The organism is Pseudomonas mendocina, assembly GCF_900636545.1.
GTDB lineage: Bacteria > Pseudomonadota > Gammaproteobacteria > Pseudomonadales > Pseudomonadaceae > Aquipseudomonas > Aquipseudomonas mendocina.
On sequence record NZ_LR134290.1, the window covers coordinates 1,874,748 to 1,893,392 of the forward strand.

19 protein-coding genes are annotated in these 18,645 nt (G+C 62.3%); 7 read left to right on the forward strand and 12 right to left on the reverse strand.

Going from position 1 to position 18,645, the window contains the following annotated elements:
• Positions 1–11 precede the first annotated feature (11 nt).
• The gene (locus EL191_RS08680; protein WP_041978084.1) at positions 12–1,631 is read right to left on the reverse strand and encodes a methyl-accepting chemotaxis protein; all 1,620 of its coding nucleotides are present in this window, start codon (positions 1,629–1,631) and stop codon (positions 12–14) included.
• Between the two features lie 188 nt (positions 1,632–1,819).
• On the reverse strand, positions 1,820–3,223 hold the full coding sequence (locus tag EL191_RS08685) for an MFS transporter (protein ID WP_126403472.1): 1,404 nt from the start codon (positions 3,221–3,223) through the stop codon (positions 1,820–1,822).
• A gap of 67 nt (positions 3,224–3,290) precedes the next feature.
• On the opposite strand from EL191_RS08685, the gene EL191_RS08690 reads away from it, so the two are divergent.
• Entirely contained in the window at positions 3,291–3,725 is a 435-nt protein-coding gene (locus tag EL191_RS08690; RefSeq protein WP_041978089.1) for a helix-turn-helix domain-containing protein, read from the forward strand.
• Positions 3,726–3,771: 46 nt separating this feature from the next.
• Here the strand turns inward: EL191_RS08690 and EL191_RS08695 are convergent, their stop codons facing one another.
• The 3 genes from EL191_RS08695 to EL191_RS24550 form a co-directional block, all read right to left on the reverse strand.
• Entirely contained in the window at positions 3,772–4,584 is an 813-nt protein-coding gene (locus EL191_RS08695; RefSeq protein WP_041978092.1) for an alpha/beta hydrolase, read from the reverse strand.
• A gap of 104 nt (positions 4,585–4,688) precedes the next feature.
• Positions 4,689–5,021, reverse strand: coding sequence for a low molecular weight protein tyrosine phosphatase family protein (locus EL191_RS08700; RefSeq protein WP_013714851.1), 333 nt, complete (start codon positions 5,019–5,021; stop codon positions 4,689–4,691).
• Positions 5,018–5,212, reverse strand: coding sequence for a hypothetical protein (locus EL191_RS24550; RefSeq protein ID WP_232005515.1), 195 nt, complete (start codon positions 5,210–5,212; stop codon positions 5,018–5,020). The genes EL191_RS08700 and EL191_RS24550 overlap by 4 nt, the downstream gene beginning before the upstream one ends.
• Before the next feature lie 176 nt (positions 5,213–5,388).
• Between EL191_RS24550 and EL191_RS08710 the strand changes: the two genes are divergently transcribed.
• Positions 5,389–5,850, forward strand: a complete 462-nt coding sequence (locus EL191_RS08710; RefSeq protein WP_041978098.1) for an NUDIX hydrolase — start codon at positions 5,389–5,391, stop codon at positions 5,848–5,850.
• A 39-nt stretch (positions 5,851–5,889) separates the two neighbouring features.
• Here EL191_RS08710 and EL191_RS08715 read toward each other — a convergent pair whose 3' ends face one another.
• Positions 5,890–6,762 (reverse strand): helix-turn-helix domain-containing protein, encoded by an 873-nt coding sequence (locus EL191_RS08715; RefSeq protein ID WP_013714853.1) that lies wholly within the window; start codon positions 6,760–6,762, stop codon positions 5,890–5,892.
• Positions 6,763–7,057: 295 nt separating this feature from the next.
• Here EL191_RS08715 and EL191_RS08720 point away from each other — a divergent pair, with 295 nt between their 5' ends.
• Positions 7,058–7,822, forward strand: coding sequence for an SDR family NAD(P)-dependent oxidoreductase (locus tag EL191_RS08720; RefSeq protein ID WP_041978100.1), 765 nt, complete (start codon positions 7,058–7,060; stop codon positions 7,820–7,822).
• A gap of 61 nt (positions 7,823–7,883) precedes the next feature.
• Here EL191_RS08720 and EL191_RS08725 read toward each other — a convergent pair whose 3' ends face one another.
• Entirely contained in the window at positions 7,884–8,945 is a 1,062-nt protein-coding gene (locus tag EL191_RS08725) for an AI-2E family transporter (RefSeq protein WP_041978102.1), read from the reverse strand.
• 187 nt (positions 8,946–9,132) lie between these two features.
• Here EL191_RS08725 and EL191_RS08730 point away from each other — a divergent pair, with 187 nt between their 5' ends.
• Positions 9,133–9,837 carry a class I SAM-dependent methyltransferase gene (locus EL191_RS08730; RefSeq protein ID WP_041978104.1) on the forward strand — a complete coding sequence of 235 codons (705 nt, stop codon included), beginning with the start codon at positions 9,133–9,135 and terminating at the stop codon, positions 9,835–9,837.
• 13 nt (positions 9,838–9,850) lie between these two features.
• Here the strand turns inward: EL191_RS08730 and EL191_RS08735 are convergent, their stop codons facing one another.
• Both EL191_RS08735 and EL191_RS08740 read right to left on the reverse strand, forming a co-directional pair.
• The gene (locus EL191_RS08735) at positions 9,851–10,240 is read right to left on the reverse strand and encodes a GFA family protein (protein ID WP_041978106.1); all 390 of its coding nucleotides are present in this window, start codon (positions 10,238–10,240) and stop codon (positions 9,851–9,853) included.
• Between the two features lie 52 nt (positions 10,241–10,292).
• Complete coding sequence (locus EL191_RS08740; RefSeq protein ID WP_041978108.1) at positions 10,293–10,910, reverse strand: LysE family translocator; 618 nt, start codon at positions 10,908–10,910, stop codon at positions 10,293–10,295.
• Positions 10,911–10,974: 64 nt separating this feature from the next.
• Here EL191_RS08740 and EL191_RS08745 point away from each other — a divergent pair, with 64 nt between their 5' ends.
• A complete protein-coding gene (locus EL191_RS08745; RefSeq protein ID WP_041978110.1) occupies positions 10,975–11,889 on the forward strand; it encodes a LysR family transcriptional regulator in 915 nt (304 codons plus the stop codon).
• An 8-nt stretch (positions 11,890–11,897) separates the two neighbouring features.
• Here EL191_RS08745 and EL191_RS08750 read toward each other — a convergent pair whose 3' ends face one another.
• Positions 11,898–12,251 carry a DUF7079 family protein gene (locus tag EL191_RS08750; RefSeq protein WP_041978112.1) on the reverse strand — a complete coding sequence of 118 codons (354 nt, stop codon included), beginning with the start codon at positions 12,249–12,251 and terminating at the stop codon, positions 11,898–11,900.
• A 231-nt stretch (positions 12,252–12,482) separates the two neighbouring features.
• Between EL191_RS08750 and EL191_RS08755 the strand changes: the two genes are divergently transcribed.
• On the forward strand, positions 12,483–14,183 hold the full coding sequence (locus EL191_RS08755) for an amidase (protein ID WP_041978116.1): 1,701 nt from the start codon (positions 12,483–12,485) through the stop codon (positions 14,181–14,183).
• Positions 14,184–14,307: 124 nt separating this feature from the next.
• Here the strand turns inward: EL191_RS08755 and gspD are convergent, their stop codons facing one another.
• Together gspD and EL191_RS08765 are read right to left on the reverse strand one after the other, a co-directional pair.
• Positions 14,308–16,251: a type II secretion system secretin GspD gene (gspD, locus tag EL191_RS08760; RefSeq protein ID WP_041978118.1), complete on the reverse strand. Its 1,944-nt coding sequence runs from the start codon at positions 16,249–16,251 to the stop codon at positions 14,308–14,310.
• Between the two features lie 4 nt (positions 16,252–16,255).
• On the reverse strand, positions 16,256–16,897 hold the full coding sequence (locus EL191_RS08765) for a type II secretion system protein N (protein ID WP_017361457.1): 642 nt from the start codon (positions 16,895–16,897) through the stop codon (positions 16,256–16,258).
• Positions 16,898–17,132: 235 nt separating this feature from the next.
• Here EL191_RS08765 and gspE point away from each other — a divergent pair, with 235 nt between their 5' ends.
• Positions 17,133–18,620 carry a type II secretion system ATPase GspE gene (gspE, locus tag EL191_RS08770; RefSeq protein WP_041978121.1) on the forward strand — a complete coding sequence of 496 codons (1,488 nt, stop codon included), beginning with the start codon at positions 17,133–17,135 and terminating at the stop codon, positions 18,618–18,620.
• The last annotated feature ends 25 nt before the right edge of the window (positions 18,621–18,645 follow it).

Genomic DNA, 18,645 nt, shown 5'->3' on the forward strand with positions numbered 1-18,645 from the left:
TGCGGCGCGCGTCAGACTACGAATCGAGTCACCAACTGATTCAGGTTGATTGCCAACTGGGACATCTCGCCGCAAGCGCTCGCTGTTTGGCTGGCGCCTGCGGCGCTCTGCGAAGCAAGGTCACGGATACGCAAAAGGTTCTGATCCACCTCGCGTGCGACATGAGACTGCTCTTCGGACGCTGTCGCGATCTGAAGGTTGCGTTCATTGATATGAGAGATCGCCGTTGCGATTTGATCCAGAGAGCTACTGGCTTCCTGAGCGATATCGAGGGATTGGTTAGCCAAATCGCGGCTGGTGCCCATTGCCTGAACCGCTTGCTCGGAATCAGTCTGAATGGCGGCAATCATTTGCTCGATTTCTTGAGTCGACATCTGAGTGCGATGAGCCAACGCCCTGACTTCGTCAGCGACCACTGCGAAGCCACGCCCTTGTTCGCCAGCTCGGGCGGCTTCGATTGCAGCATTCAAGGCCAGGAGGTTGGTCTGTTCTGCGATCCCGCGGATAACTTCCACGACCTTGGAGATATTCTGTGCGCGATCCGATAACCCCTGTATCTGCACGCTCGTTTCTTCGACGTTGCCACTCAGTCGCTGGATCGACTTCAGGGTCTGCGCCACTCGCTCCAAACCGGCCACCGTGAAACCCTGCGTACGCTTCGACTCTTCAGAGGCAGACTCAGCATTGCGGGCCACTTCATCCACGGCGGCACTCATCTCCGTAACAGCCGTCGCGGCCTGATTGACTTCGTCATTTTGAGACACGAGGCCCCGGCTGGAGGCTTCTGTAACTGCCGTCATCTCTTCGGCCGCTGAAGCCAACTGCGTGGATGAGTCCGATATTTGCACAATCGTATCGCGCAGGTTCTGCTGCATTTGCGCGAGTGCCTTGAGCAACCTACCTGCCTCGTCGGTGCCGCTTGCGTGCACTGCTTTCGACAGATCGCTACTCGCAATTCGCTCTGCTACGGACAATGCATCACCTATGGGAGCCGTAATGCTCTTGGTCAGTAGGGTGGCGAGAACGATGGTCATCACCAACACCACGATGACTATCCCGATAACCAGTGCCAGACCTGACGAGTAGATTTCAGCCGCAGTCTGACCTGCTTGCTGAGCGCCCTTATTGTTGAACTCAGTGAGTTCCTTGATCTGTTCTTCCATCTTGTTCGTCAGCGGGCGAATGCCTGTGCTGACAAGATTCACTGCAGAAGAAACATCACCGGCCCTCATCATGGGTTCGAGTAGGTCCAGCTGCCTGGCATAGGCGTCGGCGCTGTCTTTTACTGCGGTAAACAGCGTGCGCTCCGTATCGCTGACGACCATCGGTTCGTAGTCTGCGACCGCATCCATCAAAGCTTTGCGGTACCCGGGGAAGCTGTCGATGGTGCGCTGGATGCTTTGAGGGTCCGCCAGGCCTCGTTGGGTTTCGAGCCTTAGCCGCAGCGTAGCGGCGTTCATGACCCCGGTCTGGCGAACGCTGGCCATCCAGTTCTGCTCAACGTCGATTTCAATATCGCGCAGCTTTCCCATCTCTAGCACGGCGACCACGCCGAGCACGAAAACGAGCCCGACAATCAGTGCGAAGAAGAGGGCTGCTCGTGGAGCCAGGTTGAGATTTCTAAAGCTCATAGGACGTTTCCAGAAATGGTGGAGGCGGATGGCCTGCCAAAGCTATCGGCGCTGCTAGAAAAAGTTTTAGATGCGTGGAGAGGCTTTTCAGCGTCATTGGTCGGACCCTGGATAGGTTGATCACGAGCTGCCAGTGAAGACTTCGTATGCTGGCTGAGTCAGGCTGTTAGTTGGTCTATTCATGGGTGTTATCCGTCAACTTTTCTAACCGCGCGACGCCATCCCCGCGCCGCGAACAGGAAAGTGAGAAAACACAGGCCGGCCAGGCTCAGGAAGGTCACGGAGAAGGCGTTGCTGATCGCAGGTGTGGAGTTTGTCGCCAATGTCTTACTGTCCAGTAGCGAGGCAAACAGTAGCGGCAGCAGGGAGGCGCCCGTCATCAGGCCCAGGTTGCGTGAAAGACCGAGCAGTCCTGAGAGCACCCCTCGGTGCTTTTCGGCCGCCAGGTTCATCGCGGCCGTGTTGTTGGCCGCCAGGAACAGCTGGAAGCCCGGTGTCATCAGCACCATCGCCATGATGTAGCCCGGAATTCCGATGAGTACCGGCAGCACAGCGAAGCCACACAGCCCAACGCTGGCGAGCAGCAGGCCAGCGAGCAATGTCTGGTGGGTTCCGAACCGATCTGCCAGCCTGCCCGCCGGCGCTCCCGACAGCGCGGCGGCGCCAGGCCCGACGGCCATTACCAAGCCTGTGCCGGCCTCGCTGAGGCCCAGGCCAAACGTGAGAAACAATGGGCCGACCACCAGTGTGGACATCATGATGGTCGCGACCACGAGGTTCATCGACAGTGACGAGGCGATACCACGTCCGCGTGCAAGCGCTACCGGGATCAGGGGGTTGGGCACGACCAACTCGGTACGGATGAATACCAGAAACGCAGCGGCGGCCAGCACCAGCAACATCCAGGGGGCAATGGCCACGCCGACCCGGCCTCCGCTGGCCGCGAGTGCAAAGCAGAGCAACGCTGTAGATTGCCAAGCGCTACCGACCCAATCGATGCGGGCGGAGTTTCCAGTGGGTGCCGTTTTTCCAATGCCGGTGACGGCCAGCGCCAGCAGGCCACTACCGCAGAGCATCAACAGAACGAAAACGGAGCGCCAGCCAAACTCTGTGATGAGCATGCCGCCGACCGAGGGGCCCAGCGCGGTTCCAATGGCTGACATCGTTCCGAGCAGGCCCATCGATGCGCCCAGGCGTTCTTTCGCAATCAGGGTCTTGGCGATGGAAAGTGGCAGCGCCATCAGCGTCGCCGCACCCACGCCCTGCACCGTTCGGCCTGCGATGAGCCAACCCAGGGTCGGTGCCACTGCGCAGCCGGCAGAGGCCAGAGTGAACAATAGGATGCCGCCGACCAGCACGCGGCGATTCCCGTAGAGATCGCCCATTCGTCCTGTAACGACTATGACGCACGTCAGGGCGAGCAGGTAGGCCAGTACGACCCATTGCACTTGCTGCACGCCGGCAGAAAACACGGTAGCCAGGCTGGGTAGGGCGACGGTGGCGATGCTGATGCCCAGCGACGCGAGCAGGATGGCGCCGGCCAATGCCATGAGCATTCGTTTGCTGGCCGCAGGGGAGAGGGTGGATTTCATGTGCATTGTCTGCCTATCGGAGTGGCGATGGCCTACTATGCAAGTTCAAGTCAACTTGAGGTCAAGCATGAAACTCGTCGATATCGGAGTGCTCTCGAAAACCAGCGGGGTGCCTACCTCCACGCTTCGCTATTACGAGCAGGTGGGGCTGATCCGGCCCGTTTGCCGCAACGGTTTGCGTCGACAGTACAGCGAGGAAACCATCGTCCAGCTTGCTCTGATCGGACTGGGAAAGGCCGCCGGTTTTTCGCTGGAAGATATCGGCGCAATGTTCGACAAGGATCGCAACCCGGATCTGGCGCGACCGACCCTACTTCAACGAGCCGATGAGCTCGATCGCCAGGTGCTGCGCATGACCACCATGAGTCGTCTACTCAGGCATGTTGCCGAATGCCCTGCGTCGTCCCATATGGAATGTCCGCGGTTTCGCAAGCTGCTGCGTGTGGTATGCCCCTCGGTGGCCCTGAGCGATGTGCTGTCCCGTGGGGCCGTGGCGCGATAGGACAGAATCTCCGGAATGGCTTGGCCAGTAGCGCTCGGAGCCCAGCTCAAGCGCTGGCGAGCAACGCGCAGATCCTGGAGGCTGCGGCATACAGGCAGGAGTAGTGAGACAGCCCCTCCATCGGCTCGACACCTGTCGTACTTGGCAAGCATTCGGCCAGGCTTGTCGACATGCCGAAAGGCGACCAGTTGTCCTGCGTGCCATGCCACAGGCATACATCTACCTTGATGGCGAAGACGCCGGTTGACCAGGGCTGGAGATACTGCTGTATATCCCGCGTATAGCCGGACGTTCCTTGGGCAAAGCACTGCTGCAGTACCTGGCAGATAAGCGCTTTGCACTCCGGTGATTTCACCTGCTCCCGATCCTGCCCCTGAGCGTTGGCGAACAGCATGCGAAACAGCATCTGCGGTGCCCGTTTGGCCAGTAGCGCTTGCCACTTCACCAGCCACTGGAACAAATACGGATTGCGCTTGGCCAGAGAGAACACGGCCTTGCCGGCCATCTCATCCAGAAAGGCACCGCCATCGAGCGGGGCGGCTGCGGAAATCAAGTGCAGGCTACGAACCTGGCCCGGTATGACTGCGCTGACTTCCAGCGCGGCATGAGTCCCCAGGGAAAAACCGATGAGGTCGACCGGAGAGCCTTGCACCCTCTCGTCGATCAATTGCGCAATATGCCGGTAGTAGTCGGCACCGGTAATGGATCGGTCGATGGCGAAGCGGTCGAAGCAGAGAATACGCAGGCCATGCTCTCGGGCTGGTGCGTCGAATAAAAGGCTCTCATGAGACGAGCCCGGTACCCCGTGAAAGTAAACGACCGGTTTGCCTGCGGGGTTTCCGTACTCGGTGAATTCCATCTCTGATTGCGCCTAGCCTGATGTCTCGGTCTTTTATCACCGCCGCGATGAATGTGCGCTAGGACTAACTGCCGCAATGCGGATTCGCAGATGAGGTGAATGCTTCAATCCTGCTCGGTGAGATATGCGCTCACCATATCTTCAAGCATCTCCATCAGTTCCGGGTCCATGAAACGGTAGTCATCAGGGATATCCAGAATGTGCAGCCGCTTGTGTTCGAGCAGACGTGCGTATTCTGCACGCAGTCGATTGGCGTGCTTGTGCTCCATGACGAAGATGATGTCGGCCCAGCGGATATCCGCTGGGCCTATGGGTTTGCGGGCGTTCGGGCTGGTGCCTGCCGAGCGAGCTTCATAACCGGGGCGGCGGCGCCAGATCGCTTCCGCAGTAGGGCTACGCCACTGGTTGCGACTGCAGATGAAAAGGAGGTTGGTCACTCTTGGTCCAGCAGTTGGCGGGTGGTGCGAATGGGATAGCTGAGGCCGAGCTGGCGTGCCCTGAGCAATTTCTCCGCTCGGGTGTACATCAGCTTCCAGTTCTTCTCTGGTCGCTGGTACGGCAAGCGCAGCAGCGTAAGAGGTGCATCTTTGTGAGCCTGTGAGCGTCTCCAGGCACGGGGTCTTGCCATCATCATGCCCTCGTGAATACCGGGTTCAGCAGCCGCGGTAGTACGAGTTCGCAATATCCTAGGGGCGAAGCGGCCCAATATCCAGAGCTATCACGCGAGGCTTGTTGCGGATTGGCTTGAGCTTGCCGGTGCGCTTAATCATTCCTAATCTGCGCCCTTTTTTCCGGGAGGCGGACATGCGTGAACGCGAAGCAGCACGACTATTACTCATCAGTCCTGCCGAGGAAGTTCTGCTTTTCAGGTTTCATCACACCGATGACGCTTTGGCTGGCACAGGCCATTGGGCCACGCCGGGTGGTGGTTTGGAGCCCGGGGAGACATTCCATGAGGCGGCCCTACGTGAGCTGTACGAAGAGACGGGTATTCGGGTAGGGGCAGTTGCCGAACCAGTGGCTCACCGACGCGTTTCATTGACCCTGCCCAGCGGCGAGGCGGTGTTGGCCGTGGAGCAATATTTTGTCTTGCACGTCGAGGACAAGGCCCTTTTCCGTTCTCACTGGACGAGCCATGAGAAAAAGGTCATGACGGATCATCACTGGTGGTCTGCTCAGGAACTGATAGCCACAAAAGAAACGGTATGGCCTGAAAACCTCGTGCAACTGCTTACCGATGCAGGCGTATTCAGATTGCCTGGCTGAGCAGCCTGCGCTGCAACGAATACCTCGGTCTGACCGCCGCTAATCCTGCCCCGGATCGCGATAGGCGCTCGGCGTCACGCCCACTTCACGGCGAAAGACTTGCGAGAAATGGCTGGGGCTCGAGTAACCCACTTCCAGCCCGATATCGATCACGCTCCGCTCGGTTTCCAGTAGCAGTTGTCGGGCGCGAGCGATGCGCAGGCGAATGAAGTAGTGCGATGGCGGCAAGCCGGTGGCGCGTTTGAACAGTCGGCTGAAGTGGTATTCGCTCAGTTGCGCGGCCTCAGCCAGCCTGGCCAGGGAGAAGTCGTGCGCCAGGTGCTGGTTCATCAGGTCGATGGCGCGCCTCAGCTTGTAAGCCTGCAGCGCGTTGCTGCGCCTACCTGCTGGCAGCGGGGCGCGATAGCTTCGCACGAGGTGTATCGCCAGCGCCTGGGCCAGGTTGTGCACCAGCAGTTGGCTCGGTGCGTGGTTGCCGGTGAGCTCCGTACGCAGCTGTTCGAGCAGCGCGCGCACCCAGTCGTCACGGCCGCCGGATACGTCGCGCAGATTTACCGCCCCGGCCAGCCCGAGATCGCGTGCTGCATGGTCGATCAGCGCGGGAGCGAGATAGAGGTGCATCACTTCGAAGCTATCGCCACCCGTGGTCTGCCAGCGCATTTCGTAGGGCTGCGCGGTGGTGGTCAGGAAGAAGTCGCCGACGCGTACCTCGCTTTGTTCCCAATCGCTGCCCGCTGTGCGCTCTTCGACGATGGCCGATCCCGCCAGGACCATCACCAGCAGCGGTTCTGCCACCGCAGGCACGAGTATCGGCTCGGCGATGCTGCGATGCGTATAGAGCTGCAGAACCACGTCCTGCGTGACAGGCGGCAGCGGCTGGGCGGGCTGGCCGCCCGGCAGATGGTGCCGCATGGCCTCTGCCGGAATCCGCAGGGCGTCAGAAGAGGCGGCAGGTTCGGATTGGCTCACCAGTAAAGCGTCTCTCGAGGATGATCCGTTGCAGCTAGCTGTCCCACAGGTTAGCGCACGGGCGTATGCCTATCCATGCGCATGTCCGGTGTGGATCGGGCGCAATATCGCGACAGTCCGCGCAAGGCCGCGAAAGCCCGCCATGACTATCTGAGAGAGGATGAAGCCGTCTTCTAACGCACCCGCTTGTGGTGCATTGGCGAAGGTGTCACTTCGCCCCGATTGAGGAGGAATCATCATGGCTGACATCGACAGCATCATTACCCAGGAAGTGGCGGGCAAGGTGGCTCTGATCACTGGCGCTGCCAGCGGCATCGGCAAGGCCACCGCGTTGTTACTGCATGCCCGCGGGGCCAAGGTCATTGCCGAGGACATCGATCCGGCAGTGGAGCAACTGGCCCAGCCGGAGCTGGTACCGCTGTTGGCTGACATCACCCAGGACGGCGCTGCCGAGCGCGCTGTGGCGTTGGCAGTCGAGCGCTTCGGTCGGCTCGATATCCTGGTGAACAATGCAGGCATCATCATCAACAAGGCGGTGGTGGACATGAGCCGCGAGGATTGGGAGCGCATCCAGGCCGTCAACGCCACGGCAGCCTTCATGCATTGCCGCGAAGCGATGAAGGCGATGATGCCGAACAAGTCCGGCGCCATCGTCAATATCGCCTCCTATGCGTCTTACTTCGCCTTTCCCACCATCGCTGCCTACGCAGCTTCCAAGGGGGCTCTGGCCCAGTTGACCCGTACTCTGGCATTGGAAGCGATCGAGCATGGTATTCGCGTGAATGCCGTTGGCTCGGGGGATGTAGTCACCAACATTCTCAATGATGTGGTGGAGGACGGGCCGGCGTTTCTGGCTCAGCACGGCGAGAGCGCACCGATCGGGCGTGCGGCTCAGCCGCAGGAGATTGCCGAGGTGGTCGCCTTTCTTGCATCCGAGCGGGCGAGTTTCATGGTCGGCGCCGTAGTCATGGCCGATGGCGGCATGACGGTGACGGCTGGCTGACCAGCAATCGCTGAAGCGCTGCGCCCTGGCAGGCGCAGCGCGTGGTGATTTTAGGTGGGTGTCAATCCGGCAATCTGACCTTCTTCTTCGCCCCGAACAGGTTCCAGCTGGCCACGAACAGCGCCGCCACCAGCGGTCCGATCACGAAGCCGTTGAGGCCTAGCAAAGAAAGACCGCCGAGGGTGGAGATGAGGATCAGGTAGTCGGGCATGCGGGTGTCCTTGCCGACCAGGATAGGGCGCAGGATGTTGTCCACCAGGCCGATCACCAGCACGCCGAAGGCGCTGAGGATGATGCCTTGCACCAAGCTGCCGCTGAGCATCAGGTACACCGCTACTGGTGCCCAGACGATACCGGCGCCAGCCGCCGGTAGCAGCGACAGAAAGGCCATCAGCACACCCCACAGCAATGGGCTGTAGATGCCCAGCGCCCAGAAGATGAAACCACCGAGTGCGCCCTGTACCGCCGCGACCACCACGTTGCCCTTGACGGTGGCGCGTACCACGCGTGTGAACTTGATCTGCAGGCGACGCTTGGTGGTATCTGCCAGCGGGATGGTGGTGCGGATCTTGTGCACCAGCTCCTTGCCATCGCGCAGCAGGAAGAACAGCAGGTACAGCATGACGAAGAAGCCGATGAAGAACTCGAAGGTGCCCTGGCCGATTGCGAATACCTTGGTGGCCAGGTACTGACTGCCGGCCATGGCACCCTTGGAAATCTGTTCGCGCAAGCCATCGAGATCGCTCATGCCGAGGCGGTCGAGCTGTTCCTGGATGGACGGGGGCAGCATCTGGATGAAGCTGGTGACGTAGGTGCCGATGTCCAGCTCGCCGGACTCCAGCTTCTGATAGAGAGAGGCGCCTTCGGCCACCACGGAGGAGGTGATGAAGATCACTGGCAGGATCGCCACCAACAGGCAGATGATCGATGTCAGCAGGGCAGCGAGGTTGCTTCGGCCACCCGTGCGGCGAATCAGGCGCTCCTGCAACGGGGCGAACACCACGGCCAGGACCATGGCCCAGAACACGGCACCGTAGAACGGCAGCAGAATCCAGAAGAAGGCGATGGTCACCAGGACCAGCAGCAGGATGAAGGCTTTCTGTTCGAAGGTCGGGCTCTGCATGTCGGGTCCGCTGGGAGTGGGCATGCCCGTTAGTCCCCCGAAGCTCTGGCAAAGTGCCCATGAATTCATCATCGGCCAATCACTTGCTTGCGCGAACTGGGGCCGACGTTCGGGAGCGGAATGGAGAGGGCTTGACAGCTCTGGGATACTGGATGGCGTGGGCACGATCATTCGACGGAGGTTTGCCATGCGTGACGAGGAACTCAAGGCGCTGTTCGACCAGCAGGCGGCCGGTTACGACAAGCAATGGGAGGGGATGGCGCCGATTCGTGAGGCGCTGTATCTACTGCTCGATGCCTTGTTCGTCGGCCTGCCTGACGATGCGCGGATTCTCTGTGTAGGTGCTGGTACGGGGGCAGAGATCGCCCATCTGGCTGAGCGCTTTCCGGGTTGGCGCTTCACTGCGCTCGACCCATCCGGGGCAATGCTGGAGGTCTGTCGCCAGCGCGCGGAGCGTGGTGGCTTTGCGCATCGTTGCGACTACCACGAGGGCTATCTGGAAACGCTGGCAGCAGGCCAGGCCTATGACGGTGCCACCTGTTTTCTGGTGTCGCAGTTCCTCACCGACGTACAGGCGCGTACCGGCTTCTTCCGACAGATCGGCCAGCGCCTGAAGCCGGGCGGGCTGTTGGCCAATGCCGACCTGGCATCGGACATCCACTCGCCTGCCTACGAGGTGCTGCTGCCCGGCTGGATGACACTGATGTCATCGGCCGGCGTCGACGCGCAGATGCTGGAGCGGGCACGAGCGGCCTATGCACGCGATGTGGCTGTGCTGTCGGCGCCGCAGGTGGCTGACATCATTCAGGCGGGCGGTTTCACGGCGCCGACGCAGTTCTTCCAGGCTGGGCTGATGCACGGCTGGGTGTGCCAGCGTGAGGCGCTTGCGTAATTAGTCGGTGCGGTCACTCGTGGCGAGTGCCGGTGTCACGGTCGCGCGGGTAGTGCCGGCTGAAGGGGAAGGGCGGTAGCCAGGCTTCACGGCGGATGGTCCAGAGTTCGTAGGTTGGGGGGAAGCGGTCCGGTTCATCCAGCGAGCCGAGGTTCACTTCGATTTCATCCGCCGAGCGCCCGAACACCGATGAGCCGCAGCGAGGACAGAAGTGACGGCCCGCATACTGGCCGGTTTCGCCCTCTATCTTCACCGCGTCCTGCGGGAATATCGCCGACGCATGGAAGAGTGCGCCATGGTGCTTGCGGCAATCCAGGCAGTGGCAGACGCCGACCCGATAAGGCTGGCCGCTGGTTTCGAAGCGTACCTGGCCGCAGAGGCAGCCGCCGGTGTGTCGTTCCATCTCCTTGTCCTCTGGTGTTGGGCTCCAGCCAGCCTGGCAAAAGACTGTCGCGCTACTGGTGCTGACTGGCAAGTGCCAGCAGGGTGCCGAAGCCGATCAGCAGCCCGCCGAACAGGCGGTCGATCCACAGTCTGGCGGCCAACAGCCGCTCGCGCACGGCGCCGGCGGAAAAGCACAGGGCGACCAGTGCGAACCAGCCGACATGCGCCAGGGCGATAAAGACTCCGTAGCCCAGTTGCGTGGCCAGGCCGGTGTCCGGCTGCACCACCTGCATGAACAGGCTGACGATGAATACCGCTGTCTTCGGGTTAAGTGCGTTGGTCAGCAGGCCGGTACGCAGCGTCGCGCTGTCGGCTGGCGGCGCCTCTAGGGTTGCGGGGGCCGTGCTGTCGGGTTTGCTCAGCAGCATCTTCACGCCGAGGTGAATCAGGTACGCCGCTCCGGCCAGCTTGAACGTATTGAACAGCAAGGTCGATTGCTGCAGCAGTAGGCCGACACCGAGCAGGGTGTAGCCGACGTGGATCAATACACCCAAGCCGATGCCCAACGCGGTGAGCACACCGGCGCGGCGCGACAGCAGCAGGCTGTTACGGGTGACCAGGGCGAAATCCGCTCCCGGGCTGATCACGGCAAGCAGGGTAATGGTGATTACAGCTATCCATTCGGTCATGGCGTATTCTGGCTGTTGTTGAGGTTTGGCCAATTATTCCGGTGATCGATAGCGGTGAATAACGATGAGTTCTGACATCGATGGTGAGCTGGGCGCACAGATTGGCGATGCGCGTCTGCCTTCGTTGTTGGCGCTGCGCTGTTTCGAAGCGGCGGCGCGCTGCGAGAACTTCAGTCGTGCTGCCCAGGAGCTGCATCTGACCCATGGCGCGGTCAGCCGGGCGGTGCGTTTGCTGGAGGACGACCTGGGCGTCGAGTTGTTCGAGCGGCGCAATCGTCGTGTGTTTCTCAACGAGGCGGGACGCAAGCTGGCACGCGCGGTGAGCGATGGGCTGGGGCTGATGCGCCAGGCCACTCGCGAGCTGCGTATCAGTGCCCGGCAGACGCGACCGCTGGCGCTGTCCTGTGAGCCGACGTTGTTGATGCGTTGGCTGATCCCGCGCTGGAGTGCGTTTCGGGCGTGTCAGCCAGAGCGGGAAATTCACCTGCTGGCGGGCGGTGGGCCGTTCAGCTTCGACGCCGGGATCGACCTGGCCATCCGCCGCGATGACTTCCCCTGGCCTGCCGGTTATCACGCCGAAATGCTGTTTGCCGAGCGGGTTGGGCCGGTCTGCCGCGCTGACAAGGTCGAGCAATGGTTCGATACCAATGGCCTGCGCGCGGATACGCCTCTGTTGCACACGCGCACCCGAGCGAATGCCTGGGAGGAGTGGGCGAATGCCGTAGGCGCCATCGCTGTAGATGGGCCCGCGCAGACGTTCGAACATTTCTATTTCAGCCTGCAGGCAGCGGTGGCCGGCCTGGGCGTAGCCATCGGGCCATGGCACCTGGTGCGCGACGATATCGAGAGCGGGCTGCTGGTCGCACCACTGGGGTTCGTCGAGGACGGTTCCTGCTACTGCCTGCTATCACCCGCTGCGCCGGCGCCCGAGAGCCTGCAGGACGAATTGCTGGCATGGCTGCGCGAGGAGGGCAGGTAGCCTGTGCTTTACAGGCGATCGAGCTCCTGCTCGATCTTCGCCCACTCCGATTTCAGTGCCAGACGCAGGTAAGCGATAAAGAGCCGATCACGCAGACGGCGTAGCACCGAGTTATTGCGGGCGGCGCGGGCGCTGTCGATGGTTTCGCTGAGCCAGGTACTGTCGAAGCCTGTCCAGATGGGTGGGATGGGCGCAAGCAGATTGGAGTAGCACGCGGGCGCGACATCTTCGTAGAAGGCCGCTTGCGCTATGGCACGGTCATAGGTCTGCAACTGACGAGCGATCCAGGCGTAGTCGATTTCGTTATCGACGAATACTTCCGACAACACCGCCCACAGCTGGATGTGTTCTTCGCGAATCATGAGCTTTCTTGTACCTGTAGCGCCGTGCAGTGACTGTATAGGGTCGCGCGCCGCCTGGCCATCGGCGACGGGCTGCTGCTAAGGCGCGGTGGCATGTATGATCGGGCGCAGAGTTGCGCGGCCGAATCTGCCTGCGGGTGTTGGCCGTGAACGCACTGTTTTCCTGGCTTTCGTAGCTTCCCGTATTTGGGGCCGGTGACGGCCGGCCCGTCCTCTGCGAGTGATGACACCATGATCGAGGTAACCGAAGTTTCCATCGCCGAGCTGCGTGCCGCGCTGGAGTCTGGCCGCACCACGGCGGTCGAGTTGGTCAAGGCCTACCTGGCGCGTATCGATGCCTACGATGGCCCGGATACGCCAACCAAGCTCAATGCCGTGGTGGTGCGTAATCCCGAGGCACTGAAGGAAGCCGAGGCTTCCGATGCGCGCCGCGCCCATGGCGAAACCCTCGGTCCGCTCGATGGCATCCCTTACACCGCCAAGGACAGCTACCTGGTCAAGGGCCTGACGGCCGCCTCCGGTAGCCCCGCATTCAAGGATCTGGTGGCCCAGCGCGACGCCTTCACCATCGAGCGCCTGCGCGCCGCTGGCGCCATCTGCCTGGGCAAGACCAACATGCCACCGATGGCCAATGGCGGCATGCAGCGTGGCGTTTATGGTCGTGCCGAAAGCCCCTACAACGCCGATTACCTCACCGCGCCCTTCGCTTCCGGTTCGTCCAACGGCGCCGGCACAGCCACCGCTGCCAGTTTCTCCGCCTTCGGCCTGGCCGAGGAAACCTGGTCCAGCGGGCGCGGCCCAGCCTCGAACAACGGCCTGTGTGCCTACACGCCGTCGCGCGGGGTGATCTCGGTGCGTGGCAACTGGCCGCTGACGCCGACCATGGACGTGGTGGTGCCTTATGCCCGCACCATGGCTGATCTGCTGGAAGTGCTCGACGTGGTGGTGGCCGATGACCCGGATACGCGCGGCGATCTCTGGCGTCTGCAGCCCTGGGTGCCGATCCCCAAGGCTTCCGATGTGCGCCCCGAGTCCTACCTGGCGTTTGCCGCCAAGGCCGACGCGCTCAAGGGCAAACGCCTGGGCGTGCCGAAGATGTTCATCAACAAGGACGAGTTGGCCGGCACCAGCGAGTCGCCCGGTATCGGCGGGCCGACTGGCCAGCGTATCCACACCCGGCCGACGGTGATCGCCCTGTGGGAAGCCGCGCGTCAGACACTGGAAGAGGCGGGTGCCGAGGTGGTGGAGGTGGATTTCCCGCTGGTATCCAACTGCGAGGGCGACCGCCCCGGTGCGCCGACCGTGTTCAATCGCGGCATCGTCACTCCAGAGTTTCTGCATGACGAGCTGTGGGAGCTGAGCGGCTGGGCCTTCGACGACTTCCTGCGTGCCAATGGTGATCCGAAACTCAACCGCCTGGCCGATGTGGATGGCCCGCAGATCTTTCCGCACGACCCCGGCACGCTGCCAAACCGCGAAGGGGACCTGGCGGCGGGTATGGACGAGTACGTCAACATGGCCAAGCGCGGCATCAAGCCCTGGGACGAGATCGCCACGCTGCCCGATGGCCTGCGCGGCCTGGAGCAGATTCGCAAGATCGACCTGGAAGATTGGATGGATCGGCTGGGGCTGGATGCGGTGCTGTTTCCCACCGTGGCCGACGTGGGCCCTGCCGATGCCGACGTCAACCCGGTTTCTGCCGATATCGCCTGGAGCAATGGCGTGTGGGTCGCCAATGGCAACCTGGCCATCCGTCATCAGGGGGTGCCGACCGTCACCGTGCCGATGGGGGTGATGGCCGATATCGGCATGCCGGTGGGCCTGACCTTCGCCGGTCGAGCCTATGACGACTCGGCGCTGCTGCAACTGGCGGCGGCCTATGAGTCCACCGGCAGCAAACGCTTGGTGCCGCCACGTACGCCAGCATTGTGAGGTGAACATGCGGCCCTGTAGGAGGGGCTTTAGCCGCGACGGCTGCAGAGATCGTCGCCGCTAAAGCGCCTCCCACGGTTTGTGGTACTCCACGATTCAGCGTGTTGCATCCAGCGCCCTACCGTTACTGTCGCAAATCCACCGCCGGGACGCCCTGGCCATCGAACAGCTGACTCGGCTGGCTGGGCAGGATGCTGGGCCGGCCATCGTTCCTGCCACCATTGCCGATGATGCGGATATCGCTGTACTTCTTGCCGGAAAGCGCTGCCAGGCCGGCGCCATCACGTACCACCGTGGGCCGCAGGAAGACCATCAGGTTGCGCTTGATGTGCGAGTCGCGCGTTGAGCGAAATAGCCCGCCAAGCAGGGGAATATCGCCCAGCAGCGGCACCTTGGAGGTTGCCTGGGTCACGTCGTCCTGAATCAGGCCGCCGAGCACGATCACCTGGCCGTCGTCGGCGAGGATGGTGCTCTTGATCGAGCGCTTGTTGGTCACCAGATCGACCGCCTGGGCATTGAGTCCGGTGCTGGGGGCGATGGAGGAGATTTCCTGCTCGATCTCCAGGCGCAGGGTGGCGCCTTCGTTGATGCTTGGCGTGACCTTGAGGGTTACGCCGATGTCCTTGCGCTCGATGGTGGTGAAGGGGTTGCCGGCACCGGAGGCGTCGGTGGTGTAGGAGCCGGTCTGGAAGGGTACGTTCTGCCCCACGAGAATTTCTGCCTTCTGGTTGTCCAGGGTCAGCAGACTCGGAGTGGACAGCAGATTGCTCTTGCTGTTGGCGGACAATGCCGTGATCAGCGCGCCGAAACGGTCGCTGCCGACACCGATGATCGCGCCGTCGGGCAGGGTGGTGTTTTCCGGTATCTCACCGCTTTGCAGGATCTGCAGCACGGTACCGACCGACAGGCCGGTACCGGCGAAATTCACCCCGCCCAGGCCGCCAGTCCTGCCGCGGGCATCCACCGCCCACTGCACGCCAAGGGCGTCGGTAATGTCGCCGGAGACCTCGACGATGGCGGCTTCGACCATCACCTGGGCACGCGGCACGTCGAGCTGACGCACGATGTCCTCGAGGGTGGCCACCAGATCGGGCTCGGCCAGCAGCACCAGGGCGTTGAGGCTCTCGTCGGCGCGGATGAGGATGTTGGACTGCCGGCCTGTGGTTTCGCTGCCCTCCTTGTTCTTCAGACCCTCGGAGATATCGCCGAGGGTTTCGGCCAGCGACTTGGCATTGTTGTGGCGCAGGCGGATCACCCGGGTATTGGCCGAGCGGCTGCTGGGGCTGTCCAGCGAGCGGGCGAGGTCGGCGAGCTTGGCGCGGGCTTCCGGTGGGCCGAGCAGAATCAGACGATTGGTACGGGCATCGGCCACCACCTGAGTGGCGCTGGTGCCCTTGGCCTGGCCGCGGGCGATGGAGGTGTTGAGCACCTCGGCAGCATCCATCACCCAGGCATGCTGCAGGGTGACCACGCTGAAATCCTGTGCGCCGCTTTGGTCGAGCTGGTGCATCAGATCTTCGATGCGGGCGATGTTGGCGCTACGGTCACTGATGATCAGCGCGTTGGACGAGGTGACAGCCGCCAGGTGGCCATACTGCGGCACCAACGGACGGATCAGCGGAATCAGTTCGGCCACTGGCGCGTGCTGCACCTGGATCAGCCGGGTTTCCAGGCGATCCGGTGCCGGGCGGCCGGCATCGGCTTCGGCCTTGGCTTCGGCATTGGGCACGATGCGCGCCTGGTCACCCTGAGTCAGCACGCTGAACCCGTGAGTGGCCATCACCGAGAGGAACAACTGATAGACCTCGGACAAGCCCAGTGGTGTGCTCGATACCACGTTGACCTGGCCCTTCACGCGCGGGTCGACGACGAAGGTCTGCCCGGTGATGCTGGCGATCTGGTCGATGAATTCGCGGATGTCGGCGCCTTTGAGGTTGATGGTCCAGCTTTCCTCCTGTTGATTGGCACTGGCCGGAACCTGTTCGATCTGCGCGAACAGGGGCAGGGGAGCAGTGGTCAGGCCTGCGGCGAGGAGGGCAAGGGTCAGTCGGCTTCGGAGAACATGCATCGGTTCAGTCGCTTTCCATGGGCTGTTCGGCGGGCGTTTCCTCCGGCGGGGTGCCAGAGGCTTCCATCTGTTCGCGCAACTCTTGCATGCGCTGGCGCAATTGTTCGAGGTTGCCCTGGTCGAGTTGATCGAGCTGCTGCAGCGAGTCGTCGGGGCTGTTTTCGGCCGGTGGTGTATAGCTGTACTGGCCGCTTTGCTGGCGCGGGAAGGTGAGGCTTTCACGGCGGCCGTTGCGCAGCAACTCAACGCGGTCGGCATACACGGCGTCCAGGCGCACGCCGTTGTCTACATCCATGCCGACGCTATAGCGCTGCGCGCTCTGGCCCTGGCGCTGGATCAGCGCGCTGGAGCGCTGCGGGTCATTGTGGACGAAGCTGCCGAGCAGGGTTAGCTGCAGGTTGGTGGCCGGTGGCGGGCCGCTGTTGGCCTGGCGTGGGGTGCCGAACAACTGGGCGATGGGAGCCTGGGCGCGTTGTTCGGGGGTGGCGGCGGTCTGCGGGGTGGGTGGCTGAACCGGGCCGCGCACCAGGCGCAGCAATTCGGCGCTCTGCCAGGCCAGGCTGACGCTCAGGGCGATCAGCACGAGCATGCCGATCAGGCTCGGGGCATTGTCCTTGAGCCGTTGGAAAAGGGCCGGGGTGGGCAAAGGCGTTACTCCGCAAACGACGTTCTAATTCTTCTTATGGCCTGGGCGTCGCGCGCTGATCATAGCAGCCTGCGCGCACTTGGCATCCCCCAAATAGGGTGGGTGTGCACTAAGGGTCAATGTGTTAAAGATAATGGGATAACCATTACAAAAAGACCGTCCTAGGTGTAGTCATTGGGTCAAACAGTCAGGTTAGGCTGTACTACCCGGATAAGGTTCTGCTCTAAGGTCACGCATGAACGCTTCGTTGCCCGAAACCCCACTGCGCCGCCTGCCCTTCAGCTTCGCCAAGCGTCATGGCGTGGTGTTCGTCATGCATGACGGGCACGCCAGCCTGGCTCATCGCGCCGATTGTGACCTGGTCGCATTGGCCGAGGCGCAGCGTTTCGCCGGGCGCAGCCTGCCGCTGCAGGTGCTCGATGCCCAGGCGTTCGCCCAGGCGCTGGGCGCGGCCTATCAGCACGACTCCGCTTCCATGCAACTGGCCGAGGACATCGGCGGCAGCTTCGACCTGGCTTCGCTGGCCGATCAGGTGCCGGAAACCGAAGACCTGCTGGAGCAGGAAGACGACGCCCCGATCATCCGCCTGATCAACGCCATCCTTGGCGAAGCGATCAAGGAAAATGCCTCCGATATCCATCTGGAAACCTTCGAGAAACGCTTGGTCGTGCGCTTTCGCGTCGACGGCATCCTGCGCGAGGTGCTCGAACCCAAGCGCGAGCTGGCGGCGCTGCTGGTGTCGCGGGTCAAGGTCATGGCGCGGCTGGATATCGCCGAGAAGCGCGTCCCGCAGGATGGGCGCATCTCGCTCAAGGTCGGCGGGCGCGAGGTGGACATTCGCGTGTCGACGCTGCCGTCGGCCAATGGCGAGCGGGTGGTGTTGCGTCTGCTCGACAAGCAGGCCGGACGGTTGTCGCTGCAGCATCTGGGCATGCGTGGTGAGGATCGCGCGCTGATGGAGCAGACCGTGCGCAAGCCGCATGGCATCCTGCTGGTCACCGGGCCCACCGGTTCGGGTAAGACCACCACGCTGTACGCCAGCCTGGTCAGCCTCAACGATCACACACGTAACATTCTTACCGTCGAAGACCCCATCGAATATCACCTCGAAGGCATCGGCCAGACCCAGGTCAACACCAAGGTGGACATGACCTTCGCCCGTGGCCTGCGCGCCATCCTGCGCCAGGATCCGGACGTGGTGATGGTCGGCGAGATCCGTGACCGGGAGACCGCCGAGATCGCTGTGCAGGCTTCGCTCACTGGTCATCTGGTGCTGTCGACGTTGCATACCAATAGCGCCATCGGCGCCATTACCCGCCTGGTGGACATGGGCGTGGAGCCTTTCCTGCTGTCGTCATCGCTGCTCGGCGTCCTGGCCCAGCGTCTGGTGCGTGTGCTGTGTCCGGCGTGCAAGGAACCTTACCCGGCCGATGCGGCCGAATGCGCGTTGCTCGGTGTGCCGACCAGCTCGTCGCCGACCCTTTATCACGCCCGCGGCTGCGCCCATTGCCATCAGCAGGGCTATCGTGGGCGTACCGGTATCTACGAGCTGGTGGTGTTCGACGAGACCATGCGCACCCTGGTGCACAGTCGCGCTTCCGAGCAGGACATGACCCGCCACGCCCGCACCCTGGGCCCGAGCATCCGCGACGATGGCCGACGCAAGGTGTTGGAAGGGGTGACCACGGTCGAGGAAGTGCTGCGCGTGACGCGAGAAGAGTGATGGTTAGAGGTATCTTGGCAATGGC

Coding starts and splice junctions, on each gene's coding strand:
- EL191_RS08680 (WP_041978084.1), bottom strand. CDS start 1,631: ATGAGCTTTAGAAATCTCAACCTGGCTCCACGAGCAGCCCTCTTCTTC.
- EL191_RS08685 (WP_126403472.1), bottom strand. CDS start 3,223: ATGAAATCCACCCTCTCCCCTGCGGCCAGCAAACGAATGCTCATGGCA.
- EL191_RS08690 (WP_041978089.1), top strand. CDS start 3,291: ATGAAACTCGTCGATATCGGAGTGCTCTCGAAAACCAGCGGGGTGCCT.
- EL191_RS08695 (WP_041978092.1), bottom strand. CDS start 4,584: ATGGAATTCACCGAGTACGGAAACCCCGCAGGCAAACCGGTCGTTTAC.
- EL191_RS24550 (WP_232005515.1), bottom strand. CDS start 5,212: ATGGCAAGACCCCGTGCCTGGAGACGCTCACAGGCTCACAAAGATGCA.
- EL191_RS08710 (WP_041978098.1), top strand. CDS start 5,389: ATGCGTGAACGCGAAGCAGCACGACTATTACTCATCAGTCCTGCCGAG.
- EL191_RS08715 (WP_013714853.1), bottom strand. CDS start 6,762: ATGCGGCACCATCTGCCGGGCGGCCAGCCCGCCCAGCCGCTGCCGCCT.
- EL191_RS08720 (WP_041978100.1), top strand. CDS start 7,058: ATGGCTGACATCGACAGCATCATTACCCAGGAAGTGGCGGGCAAGGTG.
- EL191_RS08725 (WP_041978102.1), bottom strand. CDS start 8,945: ATGCAGAGCCCGACCTTCGAACAGAAAGCCTTCATCCTGCTGCTGGTC.
- EL191_RS08730 (WP_041978104.1), top strand. CDS start 9,133: ATGCGTGACGAGGAACTCAAGGCGCTGTTCGACCAGCAGGCGGCCGGT.
- EL191_RS08735 (WP_041978106.1), bottom strand. CDS start 10,240: ATGGAACGACACACCGGCGGCTGCCTCTGCGGCCAGGTACGCTTCGAA.
- EL191_RS08740 (WP_041978108.1), bottom strand. CDS start 10,910: ATGACCGAATGGATAGCTGTAATCACCATTACCCTGCTTGCCGTGATC.
- EL191_RS08745 (WP_041978110.1), top strand. CDS start 10,975: ATGAGTTCTGACATCGATGGTGAGCTGGGCGCACAGATTGGCGATGCG.
- EL191_RS08750 (WP_041978112.1), bottom strand. CDS start 12,251: ATGATTCGCGAAGAACACATCCAGCTGTGGGCGGTGTTGTCGGAAGTA.
- EL191_RS08755 (WP_041978116.1), top strand. CDS start 12,483: ATGATCGAGGTAACCGAAGTTTCCATCGCCGAGCTGCGTGCCGCGCTG.
- gspD (WP_041978118.1), bottom strand. CDS start 16,251: ATGCATGTTCTCCGAAGCCGACTGACCCTTGCCCTCCTCGCCGCAGGC.
- gspE (WP_041978121.1), top strand. CDS start 17,133: ATGAACGCTTCGTTGCCCGAAACCCCACTGCGCCGCCTGCCCTTCAGC.